The organism is Frateuria soli (assembly GCF_021117385.1).
GTDB classification, from domain to species: domain Bacteria; phylum Pseudomonadota; class Gammaproteobacteria; order Xanthomonadales; family Rhodanobacteraceae; genus Frateuria_A; species Frateuria_A soli.
The window spans coordinates 930,849-948,644 of the sequence record NZ_CP088252.1; the positions used below are offsets into that span (position 1 = coordinate 930,849).

At 68.2% G+C, this 17,796-nt stretch carries 14 protein-coding genes and 1 tRNA gene; 11 read left to right on the forward strand and 4 right to left on the reverse strand.

Going from position 1 to position 17,796, the window contains the following annotated elements:
* Positions 1–474 (reverse strand): acyl-CoA thioesterase, encoded by a 474-nt coding sequence (locus LQ771_RS04285; RefSeq protein ID WP_231351135.1) that lies wholly within the window; start codon positions 472–474, stop codon positions 1–3.
* A complete protein-coding gene (gene uvrA, locus LQ771_RS04290; RefSeq protein WP_231351136.1) occupies positions 471–3,413 on the reverse strand; it encodes an excinuclease ABC subunit UvrA in 2,943 nt (980 codons plus the stop codon). Before uvrA ends, LQ771_RS04285 begins: the two co-directional genes overlap by 4 nt.
* Positions 3,414–3,629: 216 nt before the next feature.
* On the opposite strand from uvrA, the gene LQ771_RS04295 reads away from it, so the two are divergent.
* The 5 genes from LQ771_RS04295 to LQ771_RS04315 all read left to right on the forward strand — a co-directional run bounded on the left by LQ771_RS04295 (position 3,630) and on the right by LQ771_RS04315 (position 7,356).
* Complete coding sequence (locus LQ771_RS04295) at positions 3,630–4,163, forward strand: DUF2059 domain-containing protein (protein WP_231351137.1); 534 nt, start codon at positions 3,630–3,632, stop codon at positions 4,161–4,163.
* A 114-nt stretch (positions 4,164–4,277) separates the two neighbouring features.
* Positions 4,278–4,592 carry a 50S ribosomal protein L21 gene (rplU, locus tag LQ771_RS04300; RefSeq protein ID WP_209614596.1) on the forward strand — a complete coding sequence of 105 codons (315 nt, stop codon included), beginning with the start codon at positions 4,278–4,280 and terminating at the stop codon, positions 4,590–4,592.
* 24 nt (positions 4,593–4,616) lie between these two features.
* A complete protein-coding gene (gene rpmA / locus LQ771_RS04305) occupies positions 4,617–4,874 on the forward strand; it encodes a 50S ribosomal protein L27 (RefSeq protein WP_091336927.1) in 258 nt (85 codons plus the stop codon).
* A gap of 153 nt (positions 4,875–5,027) precedes the next feature.
* The gene (cgtA, locus tag LQ771_RS04310) at positions 5,028–6,098 is read left to right on the forward strand and encodes an Obg family GTPase CgtA (RefSeq protein ID WP_231351138.1); all 1,071 of its coding nucleotides are present in this window, start codon (positions 5,028–5,030) and stop codon (positions 6,096–6,098) included.
* A 217-nt stretch (positions 6,099–6,315) separates the two neighbouring features.
* Positions 6,316–7,356, forward strand: coding sequence for a glycosylasparaginase (locus LQ771_RS04315; protein WP_231351139.1), 1,041 nt, complete (start codon positions 6,316–6,318; stop codon positions 7,354–7,356).
* Positions 7,357–7,463: 107 nt separating this feature from the next.
* Here the strand turns inward: LQ771_RS04315 and rpsT are convergent, their stop codons facing one another.
* On the reverse strand, positions 7,464–7,727 hold the full coding sequence (gene rpsT / locus LQ771_RS04320; RefSeq protein WP_017460878.1) for a 30S ribosomal protein S20: 264 nt from the start codon (positions 7,725–7,727) through the stop codon (positions 7,464–7,466).
* A gap of 262 nt (positions 7,728–7,989) precedes the next feature.
* Between rpsT and murJ the strand changes: the two genes are divergently transcribed.
* From murJ to ispH, 5 genes are all read left to right on the forward strand, one after another.
* The gene (murJ, locus tag LQ771_RS04325; protein WP_231351140.1) at positions 7,990–9,597 is read left to right on the forward strand and encodes a murein biosynthesis integral membrane protein MurJ; all 1,608 of its coding nucleotides are present in this window, start codon (positions 7,990–7,992) and stop codon (positions 9,595–9,597) included.
* A gap of 178 nt (positions 9,598–9,775) precedes the next feature.
* Positions 9,776–10,732: a bifunctional riboflavin kinase/FAD synthetase gene (locus LQ771_RS04330; protein ID WP_231351141.1), complete on the forward strand. Its 957-nt coding sequence runs from the start codon at positions 9,776–9,778 to the stop codon at positions 10,730–10,732.
* 140 nt (positions 10,733–10,872) lie between these two features.
* Complete coding sequence (gene ileS / locus LQ771_RS04335) at positions 10,873–13,734, forward strand: isoleucine--tRNA ligase (RefSeq protein WP_231351142.1); 2,862 nt, start codon at positions 10,873–10,875, stop codon at positions 13,732–13,734.
* Between the two features lie 138 nt (positions 13,735–13,872).
* The gene (lspA, locus tag LQ771_RS04340; RefSeq protein WP_231351143.1) at positions 13,873–14,367 is read left to right on the forward strand and encodes a signal peptidase II; all 495 of its coding nucleotides are present in this window, start codon (positions 13,873–13,875) and stop codon (positions 14,365–14,367) included.
* A 94-nt stretch (positions 14,368–14,461) separates the two neighbouring features.
* Positions 14,462–15,424 carry a 4-hydroxy-3-methylbut-2-enyl diphosphate reductase gene (gene ispH, locus LQ771_RS04345; RefSeq protein ID WP_231351144.1) on the forward strand — a complete coding sequence of 321 codons (963 nt, stop codon included), beginning with the start codon at positions 14,462–14,464 and terminating at the stop codon, positions 15,422–15,424.
* Positions 15,425–15,479: 55 nt separating this feature from the next.
* Here the strand turns inward: ispH and LQ771_RS04350 are convergent.
* A tRNA-Thr gene (locus tag LQ771_RS04350) sits at positions 15,480–15,555 on the reverse strand.
* A gap of 253 nt (positions 15,556–15,808) precedes the next feature.
* On the opposite strand from LQ771_RS04350, the gene LQ771_RS04355 reads away from it, so the two are divergent.
* The gene (locus LQ771_RS04355; protein WP_231351145.1) at positions 15,809–17,671 is read left to right on the forward strand and encodes a diguanylate cyclase; all 1,863 of its coding nucleotides are present in this window, start codon (positions 15,809–15,811) and stop codon (positions 17,669–17,671) included.
* The last annotated feature ends 125 nt before the right edge of the window (positions 17,672–17,796 follow it).

Genomic DNA, 17,796 nt, shown 5'->3' on the forward strand with positions numbered 1-17,796 from the left:
TCAGTCCTGCGCGGCCGCCAGGCGAATGGCTTCGGGCAGCGGCACGGGCTTGCCGGTGTCTGGATCCATCCAGACCATCACCACGTGGCCGTCGCCGTACAGGCGATCGGGATGCTCGACGTCCCGGATGCGGTGCCCGATGGTCATCGAGCTGTTGCCCACGCGCTCGCAGAGGAGTTCGACGCACAGCTGCGCCGGCCACTCGATCGGGCGGCGGTAGTTGAGCTGGACCGCTGCCATCACCGGCATGGCGTGGTCGTCGAACCACGGTCCCGGCACGTGGCTCAGCCACTGCAGCCGCGCCTCTTCCAGGTAGGTCAGGTAGTTCGAGTTGTTCACGTGGTTGAACGCGTCCAGATCGCGCCAGCGCACCGGCAGGGTGGCCGTGAAAAGCGGCGTGGATGCGGCCGGCGCGGCCTGTTCGGCGGGGGCTTCGACCTCGGCCTTCTTCTTCGTCGACTTGCGTGGGCTCATGGGGCCTTCTTCTTGCGGGGCATGGGCCTGTGCTTGTCGGCCGAGGCGATGTGCTTGAGCGTGTTTTTGGTGCGCTTGGTCGCCGGCTTTCCCGCGGCCGGGGAGGGAGTCGGCGCCTTCAGGTGCGGCACCAGAAAGCGCCCGGTGTGCGACTCGGGCGACGCGGCCACGTCCTCCGGCGTGCCTGCGACCAGGATACGGCCGCCGCCGGCGCCACCCTCGGGCCCGAGGTCGACGATCCAGTCGGCGGTCTTGATCACGTCCAGGTTGTGCTCGATCACGACCACGGTGTTGCCCTGGTCGACCAGCTGGTGCAGCACGTCGAGCAACTGCTCGATGTCGTGGAAGTGCAGGCCGGTGGTGGGCTCGTCCAGGATGTAAAGCGTGCGGCCGGTGTCGCGCTTGGAGAGCTCCTTGGAGAGCTTCACGCGCTGCGCCTCGCCGCCGGACAGCGTGGTCGCGCTCTGGCCGAGCTTGATGTAGTCCAGGCCCACGGCGCGCAGCGTGTCGAGCTTGCGCGCGATGGTGGGCACGTTCTCGAACAGCTTGAGCGCGTCCTCCACCGTCATGTCGAGCACGTCGGCGATGGTGTGGCCCTTGTAGTGGATCTCCAGCGTCTCGCGGTTGTAGCGCTTTCCGTGGCAGACGTCGCAGGGCACGTACACGTCCGGCAGAAAGTGCATCTCCACCTTGATCATGCCGTCGCCTTCGCAGGCTTCGCAGCGGCCGCCGCGCACGTTGAAGCTGAAGCGGCCCGGCGTGTAGCCGCGCGCGCGTGCCTCGGGCACCTGCGCGAAGAGTTCGCGCAGCGGCGTGAACAGGCCGGTGTAGGTAGCCGGGTTGGACCGCGGCGTGCGGCCGATCGGCGACTGGTCGATGTCGACCACCTTGTCGAACAGCTCCATGCCGCTGACCGACTCGAACGGAGCCGGCTGCGCCCCGGCCCCGTTGAGTTCGGAGGCCGCCAGGCGGAACAGGGTGTCGTTGACCAGCGTCGACTTGCCCGAGCCGGACACGCCCGTGACGCAGGTGAACAGCTTCGCCGGGATCGCCAGGTCCACGTGCTTGAGGTTGTTGCCGCGCGCGCCCTTCAGGCGCAGCCAGGCATCCTCGTCGACCGGCTTGCGCCGTTCGGTGGGCACTTCGATCGCGCGCGTGCCCGAGAGGTACTGGCCGGTGAGCGAGCGCTCGGAGGCGAGGATGTCCTTCAGCGTGCCCTGCGCGACCACCTCGCCGCCATGCACGCCGGCGCCGGGACCGATGTCGAGCACGTGGTCGGCCATGCGGATGGCGTCCTCGTCGTGCTCGACCACGATCACCGTGTTGCCGAGGTCGCGCAGGCGAGTGAGTGTTCCGAGCAGCCGCTCGTTGTCGCGCTGGTGCAGGCCGATGGAGGGCTCGTCCAGCACATACATCACGCCGACCAGGCCGGCGCCGATCTGGCTGGCCAGGCGGATGCGCTGGGCTTCGCCGCCGGAGAGCGTGTCGGCCTGGCGATCCAGCGTGAGGTAGTTGAGGCCGACGTCATTCAGGAAGGTCAGGCGCTCGCGGATTTCCTTGACGATCTTGGCCGCGATCTCGCCGCGCCAGCCGGCCAGCTTCAGACCCTCGAAAAACGCCAGGGCATCATCGATCGAGCGATTGGTCAGCGTCGGCAGTGCGTGGTCGGCGACGAACACGTTGCGTGCCGAGCGGTTCAGGCGCTGGCCTTCGCAGGTCGGGCAGGGATGGTCGCTGATGTACTTGGCCAGCTCCTCGCGCACCGCAGTGGATTCGGTTTCCTTGTAGCGCCGCTCGAGGTTGGGAAGGATGCCCTCGAAGGCATGCTCGCGGGTCACCCGGCCGCCGCGTTCGGTGAGGTAGCGGAAGGCGATCTTCTCCTTGCCGCTGCCGTAGAGGATCGCCTGCTGGATATGCGCAGGCAGGTCGCGCCAGCGCGTGTCCGCCTCGAAGCCATAGTGGGCCGCCAGCGAGAGCAGCATCTGGAAGTAGTGCGGGTTGCGTCGGTCCCAGCCGCGGATCGCGCCGTTGGAGAGCGGCAGTTCGGGGTGGCCGACCACGCGCGCCGGGTCGAACACCTGGGTCACGCCCAGCCCGTCGCAGCTCGGGCAGGCGCCGATCGGCGAGTTGAACGAGAACAGGCGCGGTTCCAGCTCCGGCAGCGAGTAGTCGCAGACGGGACACGAATAGCGCGAGGAGAGCAGCTGCTCGGGCGCCTTGTCGTCGTCCATGTCCACCACGATCACCAGGCCGTCGCCCAGCCGCAGTGCGGTCTCGAACGATTCGGCCAGGCGCTGCTTGAGGTCCTCGCGCGGGCGGAAGCGGTCGATCACCACCTCGATGGTGTGCTTCTGGCGCAGGGTCAGCGGCGGCACGGCGTCCAGTTCGTACACCACGCCATCGACGCGGGCGCGCACGAAACCCTGCGCGCGCAGCTGGTCGAACACCTGCACGTGCTCGCCCTTGCGCTCGCGGACCACCGGTGCGAGCAGCATCCAGCGCTTGTCCGCATCGAGCGCCAGCGTGGCGTCGACCATCTGGCTAACGGTCTGCGCCTCCAGCGGGATGGCGTGGTCCGGGCAGCGCGGCGTGCCGACGCGGGCGTAGAGCAGGCGCAGGTAGTCGTAGATCTCGGTGATCGTGCCGACGGTCGAGCGCGGGTTGTGCGAGGTCGACTTCTGCTCGATCGAAATGGCCGGAGAGAGACCTTCGATGGTGTCGACGTCGGGCTTTTCCATCATCGACAGGAACTGTCGCGCGTACGCCGAAAGGGACTCGACGTAGCGGCGTTGGCCCTCGGCGTAGATCGTGTCGAAGGCGAGCGAGGATTTGCCCGAGCCGGACAGCCCCGTGATCACGATCAGGCGATCGCGCGGCAGGTCCAGGTCGATGTTCTTGAGGTTGTGCGTGCGGGCGCCGCGGATGCGTATGGTTTCCATGCGCGCTGGGATATGGGGGAGACCGGCCACTATACCAACCTGCCGAGGTCAGAAATTGAGACACGGCAGGTCGGGCGCGGGGCGTCGGGTGGGCTTCAGCCCACCGGCGCTGGTGTACATGACCGCAGTGGGCAGAAGCCCGCCCCGTGCCGCCCTACGCAAAGCCAGGCGTCTGTGGCCAAATACCGGGCCCGGCAACGCGACGAGGAGACACACATGCGCAAGTGGACCGGAGCGGGCCTGGCCCTGCTGCTTACGACGGGGGCCGCGCTCGCGGCCACGCCCAAGCCGCCCAGCGAGGCGCAGGTGCGCCAGCTGATGGACGTGTTCGGCGTCGACCGCATGCTGGGCCAGATGAACAGCCAGATGGCCGCGATGATGCAGCAGCAGCTGCCCTGCGTGCCGGCCAGCTACTGGCAGGGTTTCATCGACGCCAAGGGGGCGCAGGAACTGACCGGGCGCATGGTGCCGATCTACCAGCGCCATTTCAGCGCGGCCGACATCCAGGGGTTGCTCAAGTTCTACCGATCGCCGCTGGGCAGGAAAGTCATTACCGAGATGCCGGAGACCATGGCCGAGGGCATGAAGCTGGGCCAGGACTGGGGCCGCGAGCGCGCCCAGGCGATGCTGGCCGAGCTGCAGAAAAGCGGCCGGATCGACACCCAGGGCCGTTGCCCGGCGTCGCCCGCCGCCACGCCCGGGGCAAAGCTGGCGGCGCCGGCTTCCGGCGGTTCCTCCGCCACCCGTTGAGCGGGTTGCTTAAAGATTGACCAGCCGGCGAGGGCGCGGATATACTTTGCCGTTCACCACGGCCGGTACGCGCGCGGTGAAACCCAAGAGAATAACGACAGAAGGGACAATCCCATGAGTTATGCAGTCATCAAGACCGGCGGCAAGCAGTACCGCGTCCAGCAGGGCGACGTGCTGCGCGTGGAGCTGCTGGATGCCGAGGAAGGCGCCAACGTGAGCTTCGACCAGGTCCTGCTGGTCGGCTCGGGCGACTCGGTCAACGTCGGCGTGCCGACCGTTGCCGGTGCCACCGTTTCGGCCACCGTGCGTCGCCACGGTCGTGCGGACAAGATCCGCATCATCAAGTTCCGCCGCCGCAAGCACCACAAGAAGCAGATGGGGCACCGGCAGCATTTCACCGAAGTCGAGATCACGGGCATCAACGCCTGATACACCAGCCGGAGGATTTAAGTCATGGCACATAAAAAAGGCGTAGGTTCGTCCCGCAACGGTCGCGACTCGAACCCGAAGTACCTGGGCGTGAAGATCTATGGTGGCCAGGCCATCGAGGCTGGCAACATCATCGTCCGCCAGCGTGGCACCAAGTTCCATGCCGGTACCGGCGTGGGCCTGGGCCGCGACCACACCCTGTTCGCGTTGACCGACGGCGTGGTCGAGTTCAAGACCCGCGGCGAGAACAACCGCAAGTTCGTCAGCGTCGTCAAGGGCTGATCGCTCACGACGTTCAAGCGAAAGCCCCGCTTCGGCGGGGCTTTTGTTTTGTGAAACGGAAATCGGCGAGCGGGGAACGGGGAGGATGCAGGTTCCCGGTTAACCTTGAGGCCTTCCGTTTCCTCCCCTTTCTAGTTCCGGCTCCCAAACACCATGAAATTCGTCGACGAAGCGATCATCAAAGTCCAGGCCGGTGACGGCGGCAACGGCTGCGTCAGCTTCCGTCGCGAGAAGTTCATCCCGTTCGGCGGCCCCAACGGTGGCGACGGCGGCCACGGCGGCTCGGTCTGGCTGGTGGCCGACGAGGGCCTCAACACGCTGATCGACTTCCGCCACCAGCGCAGCTTCAAGGCCCAGCGCGGCGAGAACGGCATGGGCTCGGACATGTACGGCAAGGGTGGCGAAGACACCGCCATCCGCGTGCCGGTCGGCACCGTCGTCACCAATGTCGATACCGACGAGGTGATCGGCGACCTGACCCAGCATGGCCAGCGCCTGCTGGTGGCCGAGGGCGGCAAGGGCGGACTGGGCAATATCCACTTCAAGAGTTCGGTGAACCGCGCGCCGCGCAAGTCCACGCCGGGCACGCCGGGCGAGGTGCGCGAGCTGAAGCTCGAGCTCAGGCTGCTGGCGGACGTGGGGCTGCTGGGCTTTCCCAATGCCGGCAAGTCGACGTTCATCCGCGCCGTCTCGGCGGCGACGCCGCGGGTAGCCGATTACCCGTTCACCACGCTGCATCCGAACCTGGGCGTGGTCAGCCTGGGCACCGACCAGAGCTTCGTGATCGCCGACATCCCCGGCCTGATCGAGGGCGCCGCCGAGGGTGCGGGACTGGGTATCCAGTTCCTGCGCCACGTTTCACGCACGCGCCTGCTGTTGCACCTGGTGGACGTCGCGCCGATCGACGGCACCGATCCGGTCGAGCAGGTGCGGGCAATCGAGCAGGAGCTTGCGAAGTTCGATCCGGAGTTGCTGGAACGTCCGCGCTGGCTGGTGCTCAACAAGGCCGACGTGCTGCCGGAGGACGAGCGCCAGGCGGTGGCCGGGGACATCGTGGCCCGGCTGGAATGGAAGGAGCCATGGTTCCTGGTCTCGGCGATCGCGCGTGACAACACCCTGGCGGTATGCCAGCAGGTGCAGCGCTTCTTCGAGTCGCAGCGCCAGGTGCGCGAGGAGCGCGTCGACATGCAGCCCGGGGACGTGCGGCTGCGCGGCGAGCCGTAAGCGGCGTCCCGCAACGCTGTCCCGAGCCGCCTTCGGGCAGCTTCCCGGGTGCGCCGGGCGAAGAAGGTGCAAGTGCCGTAGCCCCTCCCCGGCGAGTCTTCCAGCGTGCCACGGGGGAGATGCCGACAGGCGGATGGACGCCTCGCCGGAACCTCGCATTCGCATGCCCGGACTCATTCGAGCATCATGCGGGGCTTCTGCCCGAGGAGTCTCCGCCATGCCCTCCCGCCGCGAGTTCCTGAAGACCACCATGCTGGCCGCCGGCGCGCTTGCCGCGCCCGGCCTCGCGGCCGCCAGCGCCGCGCCGTCGAAAGGTGCGCTGCCGGGCACCGACGGCGCCCGCGTGATTTCCACCTGGGATTTCGGCGTGCCCGCCAACCGGGCGGCCTGGACCGTGCTCGTCCAGGGCGGCACCGCGCTGGATGCGGTGGAGCGGGGCGCGCAGGTGCCCGAATCGGACCTGGCCAACCACAGCGTCGGCAAGGGCGGCTATCCCGACCGCGACGGGCACGTGACCCTGGACGCCAGCATCATGGACGGCGACGGCCGCTGCGGCGCGGTCGCCTGCCTGGAACACATCGCGCACCCCATCCGCGTGGCGCGGCGGGTGATGGAGGCCACGCCGCATGTGCTGCTGGTCGGCGAAGGCGCGCTGCAGTTTGCCCGCGAGCAGGGTTTCCACGAGGAGAACCTGCTGACGCCCGAGGCCGAGAAGGCCTGGCACGAGTGGCTGGAAACCGCGAAATACCGGCCGGTCGCCAACAGCGAGAACCTCGATTACCACCGCAGCCTGCCGGGCGGGCGCGACAACCACGACACCATCGGCATGCTTGCCGTGGACGCACATGGACACCTGGCCGGCGCCTGCACCACCAGCGGCATGGCGTGGAAGATGCGCGGCCGCGTCGGCGACAGCCCGATCATCGGCGCGGGGCTCTACGTGGACGGCGAGGTGGGCGGCGCCACCTCCACCGGCGTGGGCGAGGAGGTGATCCGCAATGCCGGCAGCTTCCTGGTGGTCGAGCTGATGCGCCAGGGACGCAGCCCGCAGGAAGCCTGCGAGGAGGCGGTGCGCCGCATCGTGAAGAAGCGCCCGGACGGCGCGAAGGAAATGCAGGTGGGTTTCCTCGCGCTACGGCGCGATGGCGCCGTGGGCGCGCACGCGATCCAGCGCGGCTTTACCTACGCCGTGTGCGATGCGAAGAAGCAGGACGGCCTGTTCGCTTCTCCCAGCGTGTACACGACGCGTTTTTCCTGACCGGAGGGCAGGGACGCGGCTGGTTGGCTGCCTGCCTTTTTTCCGCGCATACGAAAAGGCCGGCTTGCGCCGGCCTTTCCACCAACCCTTGGAAGTACGAAGCCGGCTTACGCCAGCTCGCGGATCTTCGCGTTGAGGCGGCTCTTGTGGCGAGCGGCCTTGTTCTTGTGGATCAGGCCACGCGCGGCGTAGCGGTCCATGACCGGCTGGGCGGCGGCAAAGGCTTCCACGGCGGCGGCCTTGTCCTTCGCCTCGATGGCCTTGACGACCTTCTTCAGGGCGGTGCGCACCATGGAACGGGCGCTGACGTTGCGCAGGCGGCGCTGCTCGGACTGGCGCGCGCGCTTCTTCGCGGACTTGATGTTGGCCAAGGTAGAACTCCAGAGAAGGCTTGGGTTGGAAAAAGACGGGCAATTATGCGGGCAATGCGCTGGCCGGTCAACTGTTTAGCAGGTGCCGGGCGGTACACGCATCTGTAGGAGCGCACCCTGTGCGCGACCTCGGCCTGCCGGTCGCGCACAGGGTGCGCTCCTACAGGGGGCGATTCCCCGCCGCTGCCATGCCCCGGCTACCTGCGCGCCCCGGCGGGCTGTCACACTACGGCCTTTGGTCGCGCCAGGTTCCGCTACACGCATGAAATCCCCCAGCATGTTCCGCGGGCTGCTCTCGTTCAGCAGCATGACGATGATCTCCCGCGTGCTCGGCCTGGTGCGCGACATGGCGATCAACTCGGCCTTCGGCGCCAACGCGGCGACCGACGCGTTCTGGGTGGCATTCCGCATTCCCAACTTCATGCGCCGGCTGTTCGCGGAGGGCTCGTTCTCCACCGCTTTCGTGCCGGTCTTCACGGAAGTGAAAGAGAAGGGCAGCCACGCCGACCTGAAGGACCTGATGTCGCGCGTGTCGGGCACGCTCGGTGGCGTTCTGCTGGTGGTGACGGCGATCGGGCTGATCTTCGCGCCCGAAGTGACCATGCTGTTCTCGCCGGGCGCGCTGGACGAACCGGGCAAGTTCGCGCTCACGGTCGAGCTGCTGCGGCTGACCTTCCCGTTCCTGCTGTTCGTCTCGCTGACCGCGCTGAGCGGCGGCGCACTCAACAGTTTTCACCGCTTCGGGCTGCCGGCGCTGACGCCGGTGATCCTCAACCTGTGCATGATCGCCGGCGCGCTGTGGCTGTCGAAGTGGCTCGATACGCCGATCCTGGCGCTGGGCTGGGCGATCCTCGCCGCCGGCATCCTGCAACTGCTGTTCCAGCTGCCGGCGCTGCGCGGGCTGGACCTGCTCTCGCTGCCGCGCTGGGGCTGGAGCCACCCCCAGGTGCGCCGCATCATGCGTCTGATGGTGCCCACGCTGTTCGGCTCCTCGGTGGCGCAGATCAACCTGTTGCTGGACACGGTGATTGCCTCGCTGCTGATCGCCGGGTCGCAGAGCTGGCTGTCGCAGGCGGACCGCTTCCTCGAACTGCCGCTGGGCGTGTTCGGCGTGGCGCTGGGCACGGTGATCCTGCCCTCGCTCTCGCGCCACCACGTGACCACCGACCGGACCGGCTTCTCGCGCGCGCTGGACTGGGGCCTGCGCACCACGCTGCTGATCGCGGTGCCGGCGATGTTCGGGCTGATGCTGCTGGCCGAACCGCTGGTGGCGACACTGTTCCAGCATGGCCGATTCGACGCGTTCGACACGCGCATGGCGACCCTGTCGATCACCGCGTTGAGCTTCGGCCTGCCGGCGTTCGCGCTGGTCAAGGTGCTGCTGCCGGCGTTCTACGCCCGGCAGGACACGCGCACGCCGGTGCGGGCAGGCGTGGCCTCGCTCATCGCCAACATGGCGCTCAACGTGCTGTTCGTGGCGCTGCTGTTCGCGCTGTGGGCCACCCCGGCGCAGAAGCAGGCGCCCTGGCTGCAGGCGCTGGCCGAGGTGCCTGGCCTGCACATGGCGCTGGGCATGGCCAGCGCGCTGGCCAGCTACATCAACCTGGGCCTGTTGTGGCGTTGGCTCAAGCAGGCCGGGGTATACGAGCGCCAGCACGGCTGGGCGCGGCATTTCATGCGGCTGGCGGTGGCCTGCGCGGCGATGGTCGCGGTGCTGCTCCTCGGGCGCTGGCTGTGGCAGGACTGGACCTCGGTGGCGACCTTCACGCGTGTCTGGCACCTGGCGGTGCTGGTAGGCGCCGGTGGGGCGACCTATGTGGCGGTGTTGTTCGGCCTGGGCTTCCGGCTGGGCGAACTGCGCGGAGTCTGAGGCCCCGCGTCAGGGGTTGCCGGGTCCACTGCAGGAGCCCACTTGTGGGCGATGCTTTGGAGGTGCGGCTGCGCAGAAGAGCATCGCCCACAAGTGGGCTCCTGCCGAGTAGGTCCCGCAGGGGAGCGCCCGCGAGGGCGTGAACGGCTCGCGACGGACGTCCGCTTATACTGGCCGGATGACGAGACTCTCCCGGGACCTTGCGGGCCCCTGCCTGGCCCCCGAGGGCAGCGTGGTGGCCATTGGCGCCTTCGACGGCCTGCATCGCGGGCACCAGGCCCTCCTGGCCGAGGTGCGCATCCGCGCCCAGGCGCTGGAGGCAGCGCCGGCGGTGATCAGCTTCGAACCGTTGCCACGGGCCTACTTCTCGCCCGAACCGGTGCCGCGGCTCTCCAGTGTGCGCGAGAAGCTCAAGGGCTTTGCCGCGGCTGGCATGGCGCACGCGCTGCTCCTGCGCTTCAACGAAGCGTTGACCGCGATGTCCGCCGAGGACTTCGTGCGGCGCGTACTGGTCGACCGGCTGGCGGCGCGGGAGGTGTGGGTCGGCGAGGATTTCCGTTTTGGACACAAGCGTACGGGTGACGTTGCCATGCTCGAGCGCATGGGCGCGGAACTCGGTTTCATCACGCGGGTAATGCCGCCGGTGCTGCTCGATGGTGCGCGTGTCTCGGCCACCCGCGTGCGTGCGCTGCTTGCCACCGGGGAGTTCGCCGGAGCGACTCCGCTGCTGGGACGGCCGTTCGTGATCGAAGGGCGGGTCGAACGCGGCAACCAGCTGGGGCGAACGCTGGGTTTCCCCACCGCCAACATCCACCTGCGCGGACGGGTCAGCCCCATCCAGGGGATCTTCGCGGTGCGCGTCGGGCTCGGCGAGGCGCCGTGCAGCTGGCCGGGCGTGGCGTCGCTGGGGCTGCGGCCGACCGTCAATCAGGTCGCGCAGCCGCTGCTGGAGGTCTGCCTGTTCGATTTCGAAGGCGACCTCTATGGCCGGCGCATGGCGGTGGAGTTCGTCGCCAAGCTGCGCGACGAGCGGAAGTTCGACGGCCTCGAGGCATTGACCGCCCAGATGCATGAAGACGCCCGTCGGGCGCGCGAGCTGCTGGGCATGAATCCGCGGCTGGCCGAGGCCCTGTAGGAGCGCGCTGGGGCGCGACCGGGATGGCGGTCGCGCCCAAGGGCGCTCCTGCAACTACCGCAACGCAGCAATTTCCACTATTTTCAACGGTTCGCCGGCGCGTTTCGCGCCTTCCCGGCGTCGCCCCACGGACACCCCTCATGACGCACGACTACAAGAGCACGATCAACCTGCCGCAGACGGATTTCCCGATGCGCGGCGACCTGCCCAAGCGCGAGCCGCACTGGCTGGCCGAGTGGGAGAAGGCCGGCCGCTACGCGCAGATCCAGCAGAAGGTTGCCGGGCGCGACAAGGCCTTCGTGCTGCATGACGGCCCGCCGTACGCCAATGGCGAGATCCACATCGGCCATGCGGTCAACAAGATCCTCAAGGACATGGTGGTCAAGTCCAAGCTGCTGGCCGGCTACCGCTCGCCGTACGTGCCGGGCTGGGACTGCCACGGCCTGCCGATCGAGATCGCGGTGGAGAAGAAGCACGGCAAGCCCGGCGAGAAGCTCGATGCGCGCGCGTTCCGCGAGAAATGCCGCGAGTACGCGCAGGAGCAGGTCGACGGGCAGCGTGCGGGCTTCAGGCGGCTGGGCGTGCTGGGTGACTGGTCGCATCCCTACAAGACGATGGACTTCCGCTACGAGGCCGACATGCTGCGCGCGCTTGCGCGCATCGTCGCCAACGGCCACGTGGTGCGCGGCGCCAAGCCGGTCTACTGGTGCTTCGACTGCGGCTCGGCACTGGCCGAGGCGGAGATCGAGTACGGCGACAAGCAGTCGCCCGCGGTGGACGTGGCCTACGACGCGGTCGATCCGAAGGCGCTGGCCGGCAAGTTCGGCGTCGACCCGGGCGATGCGGTCGTGGCCGTGCCGATCTGGACCACGACGCCCTGGACACTGCCGTCCAGCCAGGCGGTGGCGCTGGGCGCGGAGCTGGAATACGCGCTGGTCCAAGGTCCGGCACGCGATGGCCGGCGGTTGCTGCTGGTGATCGCCAGCGCGCTGGTCGAGCCGGCGCTCAAGCGTTACGGCGTCGATGCGGCAAGCGTGCTGGGCCACGCCACGGGTGCGGACCTCGACGGCCTCAAGCTCCACCATCCGTTCTATCCACGCGAAGTGCCGATCCTGCTGGGCGAGCACGTGTCCGCCGAGGACGGTACCGGCGCCGTGCACACCGCGCCTGACCACGGCATGGAGGACTTCGTCGTCGGCCGCGAGAACGGCCTCTCCACGCTCAACTACGTCGGCCCGCGCGGCGCCTATCGCGAGGACGTGCCGGCCGCCGGCGACCTCGCCCTGGCCGGCCTGCACATCTGGAAGGCCAACGACGCCATCGTCGAGCTGCTGCGCGGCCGCGGCGTGCTGCTGGCCCACGCGAAGATCGAGCACAGCTACCCCAACTGCTGGCGCCACAAGACGCCGGTGATCTTCCGCGCCACGCCGCAGTGGTTCATCGGCATGGAGCAGGCGGACCTGCGCGCCACCGCGCTCAAGGCCATCAAGGACGTGCGCTGGGTGCCGACCTGGGGCGAGGAGCGCATCGCGGGCATGGTCGCGGGTCGCCCGGACTGGTGCATCAGCCGCCAGCGCACCTGGGGCGTGCCGATCGCGCTGTTCGTGCACAAGGCCACGCAGGAGCCGCACCCCGATTCGGTCGCGCTGCTGGAGCAGGTGGCGAAGAAGGTCGAGCAGGGCGGCGTCGACGCCTGGTACGAACTGGATGCCGCCGAGCTGCTGGGCGACCAGGCCGGCGACTACGAGAAAGTCACCGACATCCTCGACGTCTGGTTCGATTCGGGCGTGACCCATTTCTGCGTGATCGGCCAGCGGCCGGAGCTGCAGCAGGGCGATGCGGCCCAGTACGAGGTGATGTATCTGGAGGGCTCGGACCAGCACCGCGGCTGGTTCCAGTCCTCGCTGCTGACCTCCTCGGCGATTCACGGCCGCGCACCGTACGACGAGGTGCTCACGCACGGCTTCACCGTCGATGCGTCCGGCCGCAAGATGTCCAAGTCGCTGGGCAACGTGGTCGCGCCGCAGAAGGTGATGGACACGCTCGGCGCCGACGTGCTGCGCCTGTGGGTGGCCTCGGCCGACTACCGCAACGAGATGTCGGTGTCCGACGAGATCCTCAAGCGCGTGTCGGACAGCTACCGGCGCATCCGCAACACCGCGCGATTCCTGCTCGGCAACCTGGACGGTTTCGAGCCGGCGAAACACCTGCTGCCGGTCGAGCAGACCCTGCCGCTGGACCAGTGGGCCGTGCAGCAGGCGTTCGACGTGCAGCAGGCCGTCGTCGCCGCCTACGAGCGCTACGACTTTCCCGACGTGGTCGCGCGCGTGCAGAACTTCTGCACCAACGAGATGGGCGCGCTGTACCTGGACATCACCAAGGACCGCCTTTACACCATGCCGACCGACAGCCACGGCCGGCGCAGTGCGCAGAGCGCGATGTTCCGCATCGCCGAGGCGCTGGTGCGCTGGCTGGCGCCGATCCTGGCGTTCACCGCCGAGGAGATCTGGCAGCAGCTGCCCGGGGAGCGTGGCGAGAGCGTGCTGTTCGAAACCTGGTACGACGGCCTGGCCGCGACCCAGGCTTCGCCCGAGCAGCGCCGCTGGTGGGGCGACCTGCTGGCGATCCGCGAAGCCGGCGCGCGCGTGCTCGAGGGGATGCGCAAGGCCGAGCAGATCGGCGCCTCGCTGGAGGCGAACCTGGCGATCCACGCCGATCCGGCGCTGGTCGAGCGCTATGCGCCGGCCGCGGAGGAGTTGCGCTTCTTCTTCATCACCTCCGAGGCCTCGTTGGCGCCGCTGGCATCGCGTGACGACGGTGCGGCCAGGGTGGAGCTCGGCCAAGGCGAGGCCTGGGTCTCGGCCACCGCGAGCGACGCGGCCAAGTGCGTGCGCTGCTGGCACCGCCGGCCCGACGTCGGCAGCCATCCGGAGCATCCGGAACTGTGCGGCCGCTGTGTCGAAAACGTGGCCGGGCAGGGCGAAACGCGCCGCTGGTTCTGACCTTGAAAGTCCCTCTCCCCTCGGGAGAGGGGTTGGGGTGAGGGTCAGGGCGAGCCTCGAGAGCGCGCTCCGCCTGAACCCTCACCCGCCCTGACGGGCACCCTCTCCCGGTGGGAGAGGGAACAAAGCGAGAAGCCCATGCACCCCAAACCCAACGCCTTGCCCTGGCTGCTCCTTTCCCTGCTGGTCATCGGCCTGGACCAGCTCACCAAGGTATGGGCGCTGCACGCCCTTCAGCCGGCCGGCATGCCGCATCCGGTGATCCCGGGCTTGCTCAACTGGACGCTGGCCTTCAATACCGGCGCCGCGTTCAGCTTCCTGGCTTCCGGTGACGGATGGCAGCGCTGGTTCTTCGTGGCGCTGGCGCTACTGATCAGCGGCGCGCTGGTCGTGTGGCTGGCACGTACCGAGCGCCGTGACTGGCGCACGGCGTTGCCGCTGGCGTTGATCATCGGCGGCGCGCTGGGCAACCTGGTCGATCGCCTGCATGCCGCGCAGGTGACCGATTTCATCCAGGTCTACTACCGGCAGTGGAGCTATCCGGTGTTCAACGTGGCCGACTGCGGCATCACGGTGGGCGCGGTGTTGCTGATCCTGTTCGGTTTCAGGAGCGGCAAGGCCGACGTGCGATAATACGGCCGTTGTAGGAGCGCAACCGCGCGCGACCACGGTGCCTCATGGTCGCGCTGCGCTGCTACGGACACTCCATCACTTCTGCGAAACGCCCATGGACATCCTGCTCGCCAACCCCCGTGGCTTCTGCGCCGGCGTCGATCGCGCCATCGCCATCGTCGAGCGAGCGCTGGAGTCATACGGAGCACCGATCTACGTGCGCCACGAGGTCGTGCACAACCGCTACGTGGTGGAGAAGCTGCGCGCCGATGGCGCCGTGTTCGTCGAGGAACTGCACGAGGTGCCCGACGGCGCGACCGTGATCTTCAGCGCCCACGGCGTGTCCCAGGCCGTGCGCGAGGAAGCCGGCCAGCGCGCGCTCAAGGTATTCGACGCCACCTGTCCGCTGGTCACCAAGGTGCACATGGAAGTCGCGCGCCTGGGTCGTACCGGCCGCAGCGTGGTGTTGATCGGGCATGCCGGCCATCCGGAAGTGGAGGGAACCATGGGCCAGTGGAACCATGCCAACAGCGGCGAGATCCTGCTGGTCGAGTCGGTCGAGGACGTGGCTTCGCTGGCGCCGCGCTTCCCGCACCAGCTTTCCTACGTCACCCAGACCACGCTCTCGGTGGACGACACCAAGGCGATCATCGCTGCGCTGCGCGAGCGTTTCCCGGATATCGAAGGGCCGCGCAAGGACGACATCTGCTACGCCACGCAGAACCGCCAGGATGCCGTGCGGCGGCTGGCCATGGCCGTCGACCTCGTTCTGGTGGTCGGTTCGGTCAACAGCTCCAACTCCAACCGCCTGCGCGAGCTGGCCGAGAAGCAGGGCGTGCGTGCCTTCCTGATCGACGGCGCCGAGCACATCGAACGCTCCTGGCTCGACGGCGTCACCCGGATCGGCCTCACCGCCGGCGCCTCGGCACCGGACAAACTGGTGCGCGACGTGATCGCGCGCCTGCAATCCTGGGGCGCTGGCGAAGTGCGTGAACTGCAGGGCGAGGCCGAAACGATCACCTTCGCGCTGCCGCGCGAGCTGCGCCTGGACGGCGGCAACGTACCCGCCAGCCTCTGACGCAGGCGCCGTCCGCAAAGAAAAAGGCCCGCTCGCGCGGGCCTTTTTCATGGACTGGTGCCGGAAATAGGATTCGAACCTACGACCTACGCATTACGAATGCGCCGCTCTACCAACTGAGCTATTCCGGCTAAAGAGGCGGAAATTCTACGGATCGACCGCGGCGCACGCAAGCGCGCGCGCCGTGGCAAGCTTGGGAACCGTGGTGGATGGCGGATGGATCGGAGGGGCCGCCGCCCGCTACAGTTTTTTGGGCCTCCTGCCGCTAAATGTGGAGGCGTACCGCCAGAGCTCGCCAGGGAAGGGCGCACAACGGATTCCTTGACCTTGCCCACATCGACAGCCAGAGCAAAACCGCTGCTGCGGGCAGTGTCGATCCTGGTCATGAGCCTGTTCCTGGGGCGGGCGCTTGCAGCGGTGCCGTCCGACCAGGCGGCTGCCTTCGACCAGTATGCCGGCCGGCTGGAGCGCGGCGAGATCGCGCCGGACAGCCAGGCGGGCATGGACCAGGCGCTGGAACACATGAAGAGCCTGGTGCCAGCGGCGGATGCCCGGCGCGAGCTGCGCTACCGGTACATGTACTGCATCCTTGGGATGGATGCTCCGCCCGAGCAGGGCATCGCCTATGCGGCCAAGGGCATCGAGGATGCCAGGCGACTGGACTACTACCAGGCGGAAATCAACTTCCACTTCTGCCGCGGAGCGAATCAGGAGGCGCTTACCACGCCCCGCGATGCCCTCGCCGACTATGACGCCGGTATCAGCCTGGCGCGCCAACACGAAGACCAGCGGCTGCTCGCCGACGGACTGACCTGGCGCGGCAGCGTACAGTCGTTGCTGGGCGAGCACGCCCTGGCCCTGGTGGATTTCCTCGAGGCGCAGAAGTTCTACTCCGCAAGTGGCGCGCCGGTGGAGAGTGAGCAGAACCTCTTCAACATCGCCGTCGCCTATCGCCGGCTGGGGGAGCAGGCGCAGGCACGCGAGTACCTGGACAAGCTGCTTGCGCTGGGCGAACAGCGGCACGACCGCGCGCAGCAGCTCGCTGCCCACATGGAACTCGGCTTCCTCGAAAGCGACGCAGGCAACCAACCGGTGGCAGAGCGGCATTTGCGCAGGGCGCTTGCGCTGGCGAACGCGGTCGACAGCCGCTCGCGGGGCGCGAGCATCCACCTGGGCCTTGCACAGGTCGCCAACCTGCAGGGCCGTTACCAGGAGGCGCTCGATGAATTGGCCAGGGCCAAACCCGGTTTCGCCCGCATGGGCGACCGTTCCAATCGCGACATGGTTTTGCTGCAGACCGCCGAGGCGCATGCCGGTCTGGGCCGGCACGGTGTAGCGGTCGACGAATACAACCAGGCGGAGACGCTGCTGCGCCAGAGCGGCAACCTGCGCTACCTGGCCGAGTTGCTCGATGCCCGCGCGCGCAGCTACCAGGCGCTCGACCATCCGGATCTCGCGGTGACGGACTTGCGCCGGCTGATGTCGGTGCACGAGGCGCTGGACCGCAAGGCGCACTCCAACAACGCCACGCTGATGAATTACCAGTTCCAGACCGCCCGGCGCGAGCAGGAGAACCGCCGGCTGGCGGCCGACCGGGCACTGAAGGATCAGCAGCTCGAATCGCTCCAACGCGTGCGCCACTGGCAACGCCTGGCGCTGGTGCTCGGCGGCGTGCTGATCGCGATGCTGCTGTGGCTCGCGGTGCGCCAGTTCCGTCGCTCGCGCAAGCTGCACCGCCTGGCGATGACCGACCCGCTCACTGGAATTGCGAACCGGCGCCACATCGAACAGCTGGCGCAGCGGGCGCTCGACCATGCCTGCGCCAACGGCGAGTCGCTGTGCGTGCTGGTGCTGGACGTGGATCACTTCAAGGCGGTGAACGACGCCTTCGGGCATGCCGTCGGCGACCAGGTCCTGCTGCGCGTCGCGCAAGCATGCAAGCAGGCGTTGCGCCGCTTCGACATGGTGGGGCGCCTGGGTGGCGAGGAGTTCCTGGTGGTGTTGCCCGATACCACGCTGGAGGTGGCCCTGCAGATCGCCGAGCGCCTGCGCCGGAAAGTGGAGTCGCTGCCGCTCGCCAATCTCGCCCCTGGCCTGCACATCACCGCCAGCGTGGGGGCCGCCCTGGCGGACCACGACGCCGACGACCTCGCCGAGCTGGTCCGGCGCGCGGACAACGCGATGTACCGCGCCAAGGATGCCGGACGCAACCGCGTGGAAGTCGGCAGCAGGCTCCAGGTGATGTGACGCAGGCCACATCCGGCGTCGTGCCGGATGCCGCTTGTCGGAAAAATCCTGCCTTTCGTCCCCCGGGGTCTGGCGCCGGACGCCTGGTTGCCTATGCTGGGATAGGCGTGATCCGGAAGGGGGCT

Excerpts from the sequence above, each read along its gene's own strand:
- LQ771_RS04285 (WP_231351135.1), bottom strand. The coding sequence starts at position 474 with ATGAGCCCACGCAAGTCGACGAAGAAGAAGGCCGAGGTCGAAGCCCCC.
- uvrA (WP_231351136.1), bottom strand. The coding sequence starts at position 3,413 with ATGGAAACCATACGCATCCGCGGCGCCCGCACGCACAACCTCAAGAAC.
- LQ771_RS04295 (WP_231351137.1), top strand. The coding sequence starts at position 3,630 with ATGCGCAAGTGGACCGGAGCGGGCCTGGCCCTGCTGCTTACGACGGGG.
- rplU (WP_209614596.1), top strand. The coding sequence starts at position 4,278 with ATGAGTTATGCAGTCATCAAGACCGGCGGCAAGCAGTACCGCGTCCAG.
- rpmA (WP_091336927.1), top strand. The coding sequence starts at position 4,617 with ATGGCACATAAAAAAGGCGTAGGTTCGTCCCGCAACGGTCGCGACTCG.
- cgtA (WP_231351138.1), top strand. The coding sequence starts at position 5,028 with ATGAAATTCGTCGACGAAGCGATCATCAAAGTCCAGGCCGGTGACGGC.
- LQ771_RS04315 (WP_231351139.1), top strand. The coding sequence starts at position 6,316 with ATGCCCTCCCGCCGCGAGTTCCTGAAGACCACCATGCTGGCCGCCGGC.
- murJ (WP_231351140.1), top strand. The coding sequence starts at position 7,990 with ATGAAATCCCCCAGCATGTTCCGCGGGCTGCTCTCGTTCAGCAGCATG.
- LQ771_RS04330 (WP_231351141.1), top strand. The coding sequence starts at position 9,776 with ATGACGAGACTCTCCCGGGACCTTGCGGGCCCCTGCCTGGCCCCCGAG.
- ileS (WP_231351142.1), top strand. The coding sequence starts at position 10,873 with ATGACGCACGACTACAAGAGCACGATCAACCTGCCGCAGACGGATTTC.
- lspA (WP_231351143.1), top strand. The coding sequence starts at position 13,873 with ATGCACCCCAAACCCAACGCCTTGCCCTGGCTGCTCCTTTCCCTGCTG.
- ispH (WP_231351144.1), top strand. The coding sequence starts at position 14,462 with ATGGACATCCTGCTCGCCAACCCCCGTGGCTTCTGCGCCGGCGTCGAT.
- LQ771_RS04355 (WP_231351145.1), top strand. The coding sequence starts at position 15,809 with ATGAGCCTGTTCCTGGGGCGGGCGCTTGCAGCGGTGCCGTCCGACCAG.